Below are 12,925 nucleotides of genomic sequence, written 5' to 3' on the forward strand. Positions count from 1 at the left end.
TCCGCAGTAGCTCAGTGGTAGAGCTATCGGCTGTTAACCGATCGGTCGTAGGTTCGAGTCCTACCTGCGGAGCCATGCTTCCATAGCTCAGTAGGTAGAGCACTTCCATGGTAAGGAAGAGGTCAGCGGTTCGAGCCCGCTTGGAAGCTTTCCTCTAAATATTGTTCTGACAAGGTTTCTCGATGATGAGAAGGCTTTTTTTTATGTCTTTTTTAATTAATTGCTTGTGGATGCAATGGGGACGCATTATCGAATTTGCAATAAGTTTGATATAGCTTCTGCATAACCTAAACGATGATAGACAGATTTGATATTAAACCCAGATATTTTGCCGATTTGATTTATTAGCATAGTAGCATGAGTGTGACGCATATCATGCAAATGAATTTTCTTATATCGTGCTTTTTTGCGAATCGCTCCCACTATTTATTTAAATATAAAAAGGTAGTTGAGAACGTACAATGCTAATTCGTCTAGTTGATGACAGAGCAAGGCATTCCATTGGTCAACGTTGTGCCATATAAAAGATGGAACGGTTCGAAGATAAAAGCAGCTCTTCAAAAAGCATTGAAAAAGTGAAAAAGGTAAAGCCTCTGATCATAGAGAACAGGGGCTTTTTTTGATGTTATTTTTCATCGTTCTTTTTTTGAAGTGAATCCTTCTCTCAAAAACCTTTTTCTTTCTCTGTTACTTTATCGAGTGATTCTAGGGTATAAGAAAAAGTGTTGTTTCCACACAATTTTACACTAATTATGTTTCTCCTCCTGAAAATGTAGTTGATAGAATTTCATCTTCCTTTTATGCATTTTAAATGTGTCGAATTTATGAAATAAACAATTTCCACAAACTAAAATATGTGGTAGGTCTGTCTATAGTAGGTAACACGCTACTCATTGTTATGGTGAGTATTAATAGAAGGAGTTTTCATGATTATTGCCATAACTGGTGTTGCAGATAGTAGTAAAGTTAGAAAGCCAAAAGGTTATCTGCATTATTACTGTACACATGCCTTAGAAATCGGAAATTCTAAGGAAGAGCTTCTCATCTAAATGGACTTTGTAGACAAGCTCGAAAAAAATTACATGGAGGTAATAGGAAATGAGAATTAACCACAATATCGCGGCACTTAACACACTGAACCGTTTATCTGCTAACAACAGTGCGAGCCAAAAGAACATGGAGAAGCTTTCTTCTGGTCTTAAAATCAACCGTGCAGGAGATGACGCAGCAGGTCTAGCGATCTCTGAAAAAATGCGTGGACAAATTCGCGGATTAGAAATGGCATCTAAAAATGCACAGGACGGTATCTCTCTTATCCAAACAGCTGAGGGGGCATTGACTGAAACTCACTCAATCCTTCAACGTGTTCGTGAACTAGTCGTTCAAGCTGGAAATACTGGTACACAGGATAAAGAGTCTGACCTTCAATCTATCCAAGATGAAATTAAAGCTTTACAAGAAGAAGTAGATGGAATTTCAAATCGTACAGAGTTTAACGGTAAAAAATTATTAGATGGTTCGTTTAAAGGAACCCCAGGAACACCAGCAATTCCGCCGACAGATCCAGATGATCCAGATACAGGTACACCTGCAGTTCCAGCAAGTGGTAATGCTTTAGTGTTCCAAATCGGTGCTAATGCAACTCAACAAATCTCAGTTCATATTGATAAAATGAGTACAGATGCATTGGGAGTGAAAGGTGCTAATGGAATTGTAGCGAATCAAGCAATTAAAGACATCGATGTAAGAAAGTTTGCTGATAATGCAGCAGATGCTACTGATGTTGGTTTTGATACTCAACTAAGTATTGTTGATGCAGCTATTAACCAAGTATCTGCTCAACGTGGAAAACTTGGTGCAGTACAAAACCGTCTAGAGCACACGATTAACAACTTGGGTGCATCTGCTGAAAACTTAACTGCTGCTGAGTCTCGTATTCGTGACGTTGACATGGCGAAAGAAATGAGTAAGTTCACAAAGAACAACATTCTTTCTCAAGCGTCTCAAGCTATGCTTGCACAAGCGAATCAACAGCCGCAAAACGTACTTCAATTATTACGTTAATCAACCAAAAGCCCCTTTTATATAGGGGCTTTTGTTGTTTGTTTTAAATGTTGGACATGCTCAGTGACAAATAGACTCATGAATGGAATAAATCGATTGGTAAGTAAGCCTTGTATCAATTTTCTATACATTCCTTCTTTTTGTGCTTGATTCCTTAGTTCCTTTCTTATATTCTTACTAAAGTGAAGATAATCCTCTCTAACAAAAGACTCTGTACGTTCCTCTTTTTCCCCGAAATTGAATGGTTATTGTTTGTTCCTTTCTGTATCTCCGGGTTTTATTCGCCTTCTTTTTCCTTGTACGGTATGTATATAAAAAGGAGTAGATGGTTTGAAAGATTTATTTGTAAAGCAAGAATGGTTTGGATATGTGCGTCAGGATGTGCTGGCGGGTATTTTAGTGGCTCTGGCTTTAATTCCTGAGGCGATTGCGTTTTCGATTATTGCGGGCGTTGATCCAAAGATTGGGTTGTATGCTTCGTTTTGTATTGCCATTGTCATTTCGTTTGTTGGTGGACGGCCAGGTATGATTTCGGCCGCTACAGGGGCTATGGCTCTGGTTATGGTTAATTTGGTAGCCGATCATGGATTGCAGTACTTGTTTGCGGCTACGATTTTAACAGGCCTGATTCAAATTGTGTTTGGAATGTGTCGTGTTTCTCGTCTGATGAAATTTATTCCGAGGTCTGTGATGGTTGGTTTTGTCAATGCGTTGGCAATTATGATCTTCATGGCACAGCTGCCGCATTTCGTTGGGGAATCCATGGCTATGTATATCATGACAGGTGGCGCTTTGTTCATCATTTATGTATTACCGATGGTCATCAAAGTTGTTCCCTCTCCACTTATTGCAATTATTGTGATGACGATGATCGCTGTATTTGGGCATATTGATGTCAGAACGGTTGGGGACATGGGAGAGCTTCCTAGCTCTTTGCCAACTTTTCTTATTCCCAATGTACCGTTTAGCTGGGAAACACTTGCTATCATTTTTCCTTATTCCTTAGCACTTGCGATGGTTGGTTTACTTGAATCTTTATTAACAGCACAAATTGTAGATGATATGACGGAAACGTCTAGTCGTAAAAATAAGGAAGCGAGAGGCCAAGGAATTGCCAATGTGGTGGCAGGATTTTTTGGCGGTATGGCTGGCTGTGCGATGATTGGTCAATCTGTGATTAATACAAAGGCAGGGGGACGAGGCCGGCTTTCTACCTTTGTGGCTGGTGCATTTTTAATGGTATTGATTTTTGTGCTCGGTGATGTGGTTGTTCAAATTCCGATGGCTGCTCTTGTGGCTGTCATGATCATGGTTTCTATTGGTACCTTTGATTGGAGTTCATTCCAGCAGCTGAAAAAGAACCCAAAAACAGATTCTCTTGTGATGCTTGTCACGGTCGTGACGGTGGTGTTCACTCATGATTTATCAAAGGGTGTTTTTGCAGGGGTGCTGCTTAGTGCCGTATTCTTTGTGGCTAAAATATCAAAACTGCATATTACCTCTACAGAAAGCCAAGCTGGTACATGGATTTATCGAATTAAGGGTCAAATTTTCTTTGCTTCCGTGACTGAATTGATTCAAGCCTTCCATCATGGAAACGACTTGAACACGGTTGTGATTGATTTGTCTGAAGCGCGTATATGGGACGAATCAGGTGTGGCCGCAATTGAACGTGTGAAGGAAAAATATCGTACAGCTGGTGTAGAGGTGGACGTAGTTGGAATGGATACGTCTAGTCAAAAACTTATGAAACAAGTGATCGGATCTTAAAGAGACTGTTCTGTTTGTTACAATAGAACAAGGAAGAAAGTGAAGGATGGAGGTGGCCGGCATGCTTGTCCGTTTGAATCAGGTGCTCGGCCGGATGATGCCGCTCATTACGCCTGTCAGCGTGCTACTTGGTGTATTATTGGCGGCGTATTTAAAAGATTTGACCTTTTTGGTGCCATGGGTGTTTGCTGTGATGACATTTGCAGGAAGTCTGTCTGCTACCTTTTCAGCTTTAAAGCATACGGTGATGCATCCATTGCCTTTGATTTTAACGTTTTTGATTTTGCATGTGTTGATGCCCCTTTACGCTTGGTCAGCGGGGCATTTGATCTTCGCAGGTGACTCCATGACGATCACCGGTTTGACACTTGCCATGGTGATTCCAACAGGCGTTTCTAGTTTAATATGGGCAGCGATGTATAAAGGGAATGTGGGATTAACGTTATCCATTATTTTAATTGATACACTGCTGTCGCCATTTATTGTACCTGCCAGTCTGTCACTTCTCGTCGGTTCACAGGTCCATATGGACATGGCGGCCATCATGAGGGGGCTGTTTGGTATGGTGGTGCTTCCATCTATATTAGGGATGCTCGTACATCAATATGCAAAGCCAGCGGTAACGAAAAAGATCAGTCAGACCTTGTCTCCTTTTTCAAAAATAGGCTTGTTTGTTGTGGTCTCGATCAATAGTTCTGTTGTTGCTCCCTATTTACGTGAACTGGATGCTGCGTTTTTTAGTAAAGCAGCCATTGTGTTTTTCATTGCAATGAGTGGATATGCTTTTGCGTGGTTCATTGGGAAGGCGATGAAATGTACTCAAGGAGAAATTGTGGCCATTGTGTATACGGGTGGCATGAGAAATATTAGTGCTGGGGCTGTGCTTGCTATTAGCTTTTTTCCGCCTGCTGTTGCTGTTCCTGTTGTGATTGGCATGCTGTTTCAGCAAGTGCTTGCAGCCTTGTTTGGCTTTTTACTTCATCGTTTCGAGCTGAAAGTACCTGCTGTGACTAAGTCTTTATCATGAAAAAACCTCCAACCTTTAAGGTGGAGGCTTTTTTGCGATTAATAGATGAGGTATTTTTTTCGTTTCTTTTCGAACGTTTTCAGGTCATGGTGGTATTGTTTCATGATGTGTTTGATGGAAGTGCCTTTATTGATTTCTTCTTTGATCCAGCTATTCCCGATGAGTTTATCAAAGCTACCTGTTTGTAGGAATTGAAAGTCATTAGGATACAAGTCATGTATTGCTTTGATGATAGATAGACCTGTTTTGACTGCTTCGAATGATTTTCGGTCTGTGACATAAAGCTGTACCCCGTGAGACAAAGTCCCGGCATGTTTTGAAAAGGTAGGGGTAAATGAGACAGGTCTAAATTGAACGCCTTTTAGTTTTAACCCATTTAAATGATCTGCTAGCTCATTGCTATTGATATATGGAGCGCCAATGAGTTCGAACGGTTTTGTTGTTCCTCTGCCTTCAGAAACGTTTGTGCCTTCGATTAATCCTGTTGCTGGGTAAACAAAGGTACTATCAACGGTCGGCATGTTAGGTGAAGGGAGGACGAACGGCAGCTTCGTGTCATCGAACGTCATGGATCGTTTCCAATGTTTCATTTTGATCACTTTTACATCAGCGTTGATATGAAACTCTTTGTTAAACATGTATGCAAGTTCTCCAGTTGTCATCCCATGTCTTAATGGGATGGGATAGAGACCTACAAATGAGGCGTGTTCGGGTTCTAATACGGGTCCTTCTACTTTTAGCCCGCCTATTGGGTTTGGACGATCTAAGACAACAAATGGAATGTTGTTTTCCTTAGCTGCTTCCATTGCATAGGCCATCGTGTAAATATAGGTGTAATAACGAGTACCAACGTCTTGAATATCAAATAGCAGGACATCTACATTTTTGAGCATTTCAGGAGTTGGCTTTCTTGTTTTTCCATAAAGAGAGTAAACAGGCAGGCCTGTTTTTTCGTCAGTATACGATTCGACGCCTTCTCCTGCTTGTGCATCACCACGGACGCCATGTTCAGGCCCATACAAGGCAGTCAGTTTGATATCGGGGTGTTCAAATAGCAGATCGACACTGCTTTTCATGTTTGCATCAATGCCTGTAGGATTCGTAATAAGCCCTACTTTTTTCCCTTTAAGCCAAGAGAGGTTACTTGAGAGTAATGTTTCGATACCTGTTTTGACTGTTGCTTTTTTTCCTTTTGTATCTGTTCGTTCTGAATCTGCGGGGGAGGCGGCGGTCAATGTGCTGATCATGAGAATGCTAGCGAGTATCAAGCTTGCTGTCTTTTTCAAGAGAATCCCTCCTATTTGATCTGTTTGCCTTTTAAATTGAGTCCATAGCCAAATGGGTAAAGGGTTTGATTAGGATGAGTGACTGATGGGATAGCGACGGGCAATTTCCCTTTAGGTGAGGCAGCTCCAAAAATCACTTCTAGTCCCGCAGGAATATTCGGTTGATTGAATTGTCCGTTTGAGTACCCTTTAAAACCGTACACAGCCAGTAAGGCGTCGGCTTCCTCGAAATTTGCAGCATCATATGGGTTTCTAAGACTCATGATGACCAATTTTTTGTTTTGTGCTGCTGCTTCTTTCATGACAGCACGAGGGAATGCCGTTGCCCATTTTTTCGGATCCTGTACACCGTCATCAATGACACCATCATTCACAGCTGGGTCATTTTGGACAACGTAAGAGCCTGTAATGACATAGTCAGCATCTTGAATGAGTTTGGCTGTTTCTTTGGAGAAGCTCTTATCTGCAAATGTGTATGATTGGATACGCACAGGTTTGATCTTTTTTTGTTTGATCAGAGATTCAATTGTGACGGACATTGCTTTTGTTTGATCTTCGTATGGTGCCATGAGTACGATTTTGTCATTCTTTTTAGGCTTAAAAGGCAAGGTTTTGTCGTTGTTTTTAAGGAGAGTGATTCCTTCGCGTGCCATTTTTTGTTCTGCTTTTCGGTGCGACTTTTGACCAACGAGCTGTGTGGCTTTTTTGATTTTCTTCTCAAGGCTTACTGATTTATTGGCGGAAATGATGCCGCGTTTGATCTTTAATTGAAGGATTTTTTCGACAGATTGATTGATCTGAGATATCGGGATTTCTTTTGTGAGAACTGCTCTTTTTAAAGCATTGAACACATTCTCTAGGTTTTTTTCTGTCTTTAAGGACGTGACAGGTGCTGGCATGAGGGCAATGTCGACGCCTGCTTTAATAGCCATTACCACAGCTTCTTCCTGTCCGAAGTTATCTGCAATCGCTTTCATATTGAGGGCGTCTGTTACAACCACTCCTTGAAAGCCCATGTCTTCTTTTAATAAGTTTGTGATGACTTTTTTTGATAAGGTTGCTGGAACCATAATGTCCTCGCCATCTTTTTTGCTTTTATACGTTGTGTCATCAATGGCTGGGAATTGAACATGAGCGGTCATGACCATATCTGCCCCTGCGTTGATTGCTTGTTGAAACGGATACAGCTCTACCTTTTTAAGACGATCTAGATCATGTTCGACAAGCGGAAGTCCGTAGTGACTATCAACAGCTGTATCACCATGTCCCGGGAAATGCTTTAATGTGGAAATGGTCTTTTCCTTTTGAAGTCCTTTCATGGTTTGCAGACCAAGTCTCGTGACAAGTTCGGGGTCAGAGCTAAAGGAACGGACACCAATGACGGGGTTATTCGGGTTATTATTTACATCAAGAACAGGAGAGAAATTTGTATTGATACCTAGAGCGTTTAATTCTTTGCCGATGATTTTACCAGTGTCATAAGCATTTTTCTTACTTCGAGAGGCACCAATCGACATATTTCCTGGGAAATGTGTTCCCTTTTGTAGTCTTGTGACGATTCCGCCTTCTTGATCAATGGAAATGAGTAAAGGAATGTTGGGTGATGCTTGTTGAAATTCATGTGTGAGTTTGACGGTTTGTTTCGTATCAACGACATTTTCTGCAAATAAGATGACACCGCCTAAATGATATTTCTCTACAAGGTGAGAAACTTCTTTATTCATTTTTGTGAAGCCTGTAGGAGCAGATTCACCTTCTGCTTGCCAATTGCGAAAGTCTGGCATGAGCATTTGGCCAATTTTTTCATCCAAGGACATGTCCTGAACCATTTGTTTGGCAGTTGGGAGAGGGGCAGAGCTCACCTTTTCCGTTGGAATGGAAGAGGTGAGCAGGGCCAAAACGAGTGCAGCGGGGAACAGAGCTTTTAACATCGAATTCCTCCTTTTACTTAAAAGATTCGTAGATTGCGGTCATGATGCTTCCATAAGTACCAGTTGGGAAAAGGTCACCTTCAAATTGATTTGGGTTGATTTCAGGTGAAACGACGGGTGAATGTTTTTTATTTGTCAGCAAGACGACGCCTAGATTGTGTTTTGGATCAATCAAAGTCATCGTTCCGGTCCAGCCTGTGTGTCCATACGCTTCTTTACTTGCGTACTTCCCAAACATCCATTCCATGTCAGTATTGCCGTTTTTCCGCCAGCCTAGCCCGTAAGTTGGGTTCGTGTCTGATGATTCCGTAAAGAGATCGATAGAAGCTTGGTCAAAGATGGTTGTTTTCCCATAGCCTCCTTTATTGAGCATCAGCTGAAGCAGTACGGCCATATCTGATGTATTAGAGAAAAGTCCAGCATGTCCGGAGACACCTGCCATTGAGTAATAGGCTTTCTCATCGTGGACTTCACCTAGCAAGGTATACCTGCGAATGTTTTCAAAATCAATGACACCATCTCTTGTATTGCCTAGACGCTCGGTTGCTGCAAAATGCTTTGGCTTGAATCCCTTTTTCAGCGGATTGAACATGGTATGTTTTAGACCAAGCGGTCGATAAATCGTCGACTCTACATATTGATCAAGTGGCATACCGGTTTTTTTCTCAATGATCATGCCTAACAGCATGTAATCAATATCACTATAAATATGCTGAGTGCCTGGCTTGTATTGCAGAGGCACCTTTGGCAGCCATTTCATGGTTGTTTGTCTATCTTGAGAGAAAAAAGAGCCCGCTTGCTCTTTGCTATAAAATAAAACACTGGAAGGCAGTCCGGCAGAATGGGTGAGAAGATCCTTGACTCGAAGCTGATCTTTGCCGGTTACCTTTGCATCTGGTTCATCTTGAAAGTCGGGCAGGATGGTTTGTATTTTTTCATTTACATCTAGTTTTTGTTCATATACTAGCTTTTGCAGGGCATAGTTGGTGGCATACATTTTTGTATTGGATGCCAAATCGAACAGTGTGTTCTTTTTCATTTTCTTATAGAATTTGAGTTCTGTTGTCCCTTTATATTTTTGTCTGTAGCCATAAGCTTTTTGATGGACGATCTGACCATCCTTGATAATGATGAGTGCTGCCCCTGGAAATCCTGCTTTGATATCGTTTTGAATCATGTGATCAACCTTCCTAAGCTGCCTAGAAGAAAAACCTACTTGTTCCGGTCGTTTTGCTTTTTTTAAGACGGGATATTCTTCAGGTGCTGTTTTAGACAAAGACGATACAGGATGGGAGCTAGTTGCAAATGTTTGTACTGGTAACCCAAGGAGCATGAACAGACTTGTGATGATGAGAAAATATTTCTTCAAGAGCTAGACCTCCTATTGCTTATTTTCCTCGAATTCAACAGCCATATCATCATGAAATCCAAATAAGTATGTGAAGATAAATCCAGCGACATATGCAATAAAGAGTCCTATTAAGTAAAGTAGCATTTGATGTGTGTGAACGATAAAGGTTAATGGGAGACCTGATACCCCGATTGCTTTAGTGGCGATTTGGAAATAGGCTTGAAATGCTCCGCCGATTCCAGCGCCGAGACAAGCGGTGAGGAAGGGTCTTCCGAGCGGGAGTGTGACACCGAAAATGAGCGGTTCTCCAATTCCAAGCATTCCTGAAGGAAGTCCGCCTGCAATGGCTCTTTTCAGCTTTTTCTTTTTTGTTTTCATATAAATGGCAAAAGCAGCACCGACCTGTCCTGCGCCTCCCATAGCGAGGATTGGCAGAAGCGGGTCATCTCCAATTGAATTAATCAGTTCCATATGAATAGGTGTTAGGCCTTGGTGAAGTCCAGTGACAACAAGAGGAAGGAAGGTAGCACCAAGAACAAATCCGGCAAAAATACCGCCAATGTTTAATAGATAAGTAAGTCCAGAGGTGATGGCATCAGATATAAATCCGCCGACTGGCATGAAGATAACGTACGTGAAAATGCCTGTAATGAGTAGTGTGATGGTTGGTGTGACGATGATATCGAGTGATTGCGGGACGAAGCGTCTGATCCGGGTCTCAACAAGTGCCATAAAAATAGCTGCAAGAAGAACACCGATAAGTCCGCCTCTACCTGGTAGAATATTAGTGCCAAATAACATAATATCAGCGGCAGCTGGGTTAATGATGAGAATACCTGCTAATGCGCCTAATGCAGGAGAGCCACCAAATTCTTTTGCGGCGTTTGTTCCTACTAATATACCGAGATAAGCAAACAAGCCTGAGCCTATAACGGTTAGGATAATCGCAGCTTGAGATTTTTCATCGAGCCAGCCTGCTTGCACGACCGCTTTTGTAATACCCGTTATAAGACCCGATGCAACGAGTGCTGGAATAATGGGAATGAAAATGCTGGCGATCCGCCGTAAGAACAGCTTGAATGGTGTGCGGTTCTTTTGTGAAATGGCTTGTTTGTTTTTCTGTGCTTCGTTGTTTAAGTCATATGAACCTGAGGCATTGAGCAGCTGTTCAAACGCACTTGATACTTGGTTGACAACACCTGTGCCTAAAATGATTTGCAGTGTTTCCGCTTCGACGACGCCAATGACGCCATCGAGTTCTTTGATCGCGGTGGTTTCCACTTTTTCACGATCAATGGGTGTAATTCGGAGACGTGTCATACAATGTGTGTGGGAAGAGATGTTTTCAGAACCACCACAGAGTGAAAGGATTTCTTTCGCCAACTGCTGATATTTTTTTTGATGACTCATGTTGAATCCCCCTTTGTTTTTCGTTTCATGGAGCGGATGGCATGCCTTGTTTTGTCAATATATTGTGCTGTCTGTTCATATTGACGGGAGGCTAAACTGAGGAACAAGACATCGATTAAATAGAGCTGTGCCATTCTAGAGGAAGTGGCAGCACTGCGAAAAGGTGCTTCATTGGAACCAGACGTCGATAGATGAACATCACACAATGCAGAAACGCTTGTATGCCCTGGATGCGTTAAAGCAATGGTTTTTACTTCATTTTCTTTGGCGAGCTGAAGGGCTTGGATGATGTCTAACGTTTCTCCAGAAAAGGATATACCGAACACAATGTCATTCTTTCCAGCATTTGCGATGACCGTAGATGCGATGTGCATGTCAGTGAAGGCGGTGGCTGCATAATTGATTCTGAGAAATTTCTGCTGGGCATCAGCTGCGACGATGCCAGATGCACCCACACCGATAAAATGGATTTGGTTTGCATTCAGCAGCAGTTGAACAGCTTTTTCTAAAGCTTCTACATTTAAAATAGAGGCTGTATCTTTGATCGATTGAATGGTGTTTCCTGCTGTCTTTTGAATAATGGATTGAAGTGGTTCATCTTGTTCGATATCCCGGTAGCCTTGTTTATCAGTGTGCATTAAATCTCCAGCGATCCGCATTTTCAAATCGTGATAGCCATCCAGCCCGAGAGACTTACAGAGGCGGATGACGGCAGAGCTGCTTGCACCGGCAGCCTGACTGATTTCATGCACTGTGCTTTTAATGACTTTGTCAGGATGGGCAAGGATATAGTCTGCAATGATTTTTTCAGATTGGGGAAGCTTTGATTTCATTGTGTGTAGTAGGGTGAGTCCGCCTGCTGACATGAGTTTCCTCCTTTAAGATTGATGACGTAAGATGGCTTTGTCGATGTGACCATCTGCTTTGTTGAGCAGGTCTTTGGCTGTCTTTTTATCTGTTTTGGTTTGGAGCATGACGATGGCTGTTTTAACTTCTAAATCGGCTGCTTCAAGGGCTTTTACGGCTTGTTCGTAGGAAGCATTGGTCACATGCTGAATGATGGTGATGGCGCGTTCTTTCAGTTTATGATTGCTTACTTTTACATCTACCATCAGGTTTTCATATACTTTGCCTTGTCTGATCATGACAGAGGTGGAAAGCATATTTAAAATCATTTTATGAGCGGATGCGGCTTTCATTCGTGTTGACCCAGTGATGGCTTCTGCTCCTACGACGACTTCAATGGCGCAGTCTGCTAGTTCGCTAATCTCTGCTTGTTCATTGCAGCTGAGGGCTACTGTTTTTGCTCCAATGGTTCTAGCATAGTTTAAAGCGCCAATGATATAGGGTGTTCTACCGCTCGCCGCGATACCCACAACCGTATCTTTTGATGTCAGGTGGATGTGTTCTAAATCTTTTTGACCAGCTTCTTCACTGTCTTCCACATCTTCTGCTGCATGTGAAAAGGCAGAGTCGCCACCGGCCATGATGCCTACGATGACATCAGGTGAAATGCTATAGGTAGGTGGACATTCGACCGCATCCATTACCCCAATTCTGCCGCTTGTTCCAGCGCCTAGATAAATGAGTCTGCCCCCATTCGAGATGGATTCAAAGGCAAAGTCACTTGCTGTCTTTACGTCTGGAAGGACACGGTTGACGGCTTCAGCGACCTTCATATCTTCCGCATTGATCATTTGGAGTATTTCTAGCGGGCTTGCTTGTGAAATTCTCATGGTGTTAGGGTTTCTTGATTCTGTTGTCAAAGAACGCAGTTGAGATGGCTGCATGTGACATACCTCCTTATTTCTTCATTTTCAGTATATTGAGTATGACATGAAATTTCAATATTATATTTAAATACTGAAATTATATTTCAGTCGAAATGTTATGCTGATGAGGGTTGAATAGTTAGAAAATAAAAAAAATAAAAATCCCCTTTACAAAAGGGGGACAACCTGTATATAATAACTTTTGTCAGCTTCACGGAAACAGTAAACTTGACAAACTGGCCCGTTGGTCAAGCGGTTAAGACACCGCCCTTTCACGGCGGTAACACGGGTTCGAATCCCGTACGGGTCACCAT

Annotated in this window: 10 protein-coding genes and 3 tRNA genes; 7 read left to right on the forward strand and 6 right to left on the reverse strand. The window is 42.1% G+C overall.

The annotated features are described in order from the left end of the window. The 6 genes from ACTJJD_RS12810 to ACTJJD_RS12835 all read left to right on the forward strand — a co-directional run bounded on the left by ACTJJD_RS12810 (position 1) and on the right by ACTJJD_RS12835 (position 4,861). Positions 1-75: transfer RNA gene (locus ACTJJD_RS12810), tRNA-Asn, on the forward strand. 1 nt (position 76) lies between these two features. Then, positions 77-149, forward strand: a tRNA-Thr gene (locus tag ACTJJD_RS12815). A 777-nt stretch (positions 150-926) separates the two neighbouring features. Continuing rightward, positions 927-1,049 (forward strand): hypothetical protein, encoded by a 123-nt coding sequence (locus tag ACTJJD_RS12820; protein WP_440608497.1) that lies wholly within the window; start codon positions 927-929, stop codon positions 1,047-1,049. A 49-nt stretch (positions 1,050-1,098) separates the two neighbouring features. Next, entirely contained in the window at positions 1,099-2,064 is a 966-nt protein-coding gene (gene hag / locus ACTJJD_RS12825; protein WP_440608498.1) for a flagellin Hag, read from the forward strand. Between the two features lie 330 nt (positions 2,065-2,394). After that, entirely contained in the window at positions 2,395-3,834 is a 1,440-nt protein-coding gene (locus ACTJJD_RS12830) for a SulP family inorganic anion transporter (RefSeq protein WP_440608499.1), read from the forward strand. A gap of 61 nt (positions 3,835-3,895) precedes the next feature. Next, a complete protein-coding gene (locus ACTJJD_RS12835) occupies positions 3,896-4,861 on the forward strand; it encodes a bile acid:sodium symporter family protein (protein WP_440608500.1) in 966 nt (321 codons plus the stop codon). A 38-nt stretch (positions 4,862-4,899) separates the two neighbouring features. Here ACTJJD_RS12835 and ACTJJD_RS12840 read toward each other — a convergent pair whose 3' ends face one another. Genes ACTJJD_RS12840 through murQ form a run of 6 tightly spaced genes read right to left on the reverse strand, consistent with a single transcriptional unit; the run spans position 4,900 to position 12,629 of the window. Beyond that, entirely contained in the window at positions 4,900-6,108 is a 1,209-nt protein-coding gene (locus ACTJJD_RS12840; protein WP_373368009.1) for an exo-beta-N-acetylmuramidase NamZ family protein, read from the reverse strand. Between the two features lie 50 nt (positions 6,109-6,158). Continuing rightward, on the reverse strand, positions 6,159-8,078 hold the full coding sequence (locus tag ACTJJD_RS12845; RefSeq protein ID WP_243824787.1) for a glycoside hydrolase family 3 protein: 1,920 nt from the start codon (positions 8,076-8,078) through the stop codon (positions 6,159-6,161). A 13-nt stretch (positions 8,079-8,091) separates the two neighbouring features. Beyond that, a complete protein-coding gene (gene pbp4b / locus ACTJJD_RS12850; RefSeq protein WP_440608501.1) occupies positions 8,092-9,447 on the reverse strand; it encodes a penicillin binding protein PBP4B in 1,356 nt (451 codons plus the stop codon). A gap of 12 nt (positions 9,448-9,459) precedes the next feature. Beyond that, positions 9,460-10,839 carry a PTS transporter subunit EIIC gene (locus ACTJJD_RS12855; protein ID WP_024719114.1) on the reverse strand — a complete coding sequence of 460 codons (1,380 nt, stop codon included), beginning with the start codon at positions 10,837-10,839 and terminating at the stop codon, positions 9,460-9,462. Then, entirely contained in the window at positions 10,836-11,705 is an 870-nt protein-coding gene (locus ACTJJD_RS12860; RefSeq protein WP_007498558.1) for a MurR/RpiR family transcriptional regulator, read from the reverse strand. The genes ACTJJD_RS12855 and ACTJJD_RS12860 overlap by 4 nt, the downstream gene beginning before the upstream one ends. 12 nt (positions 11,706-11,717) lie before the next feature. Further along, complete coding sequence (gene murQ, locus ACTJJD_RS12865) at positions 11,718-12,629, reverse strand: N-acetylmuramic acid 6-phosphate etherase (protein WP_047946090.1); 912 nt, start codon at positions 12,627-12,629, stop codon at positions 11,718-11,720. Between the two features lie 220 nt (positions 12,630-12,849). Between murQ and ACTJJD_RS12870 the strand changes: the two genes are divergently transcribed. Then, positions 12,850-12,924: transfer RNA gene (locus ACTJJD_RS12870), tRNA-Glu, on the forward strand. Position 12,925 lies beyond the last annotated feature (1 nt).

This window comes from Bacillus sp. 22446 (assembly GCF_052044955.1).
Lineage (GTDB): Bacteria > Bacillota > Bacilli > Bacillales > Bacillaceae > Bacillus > Bacillus altitudinis.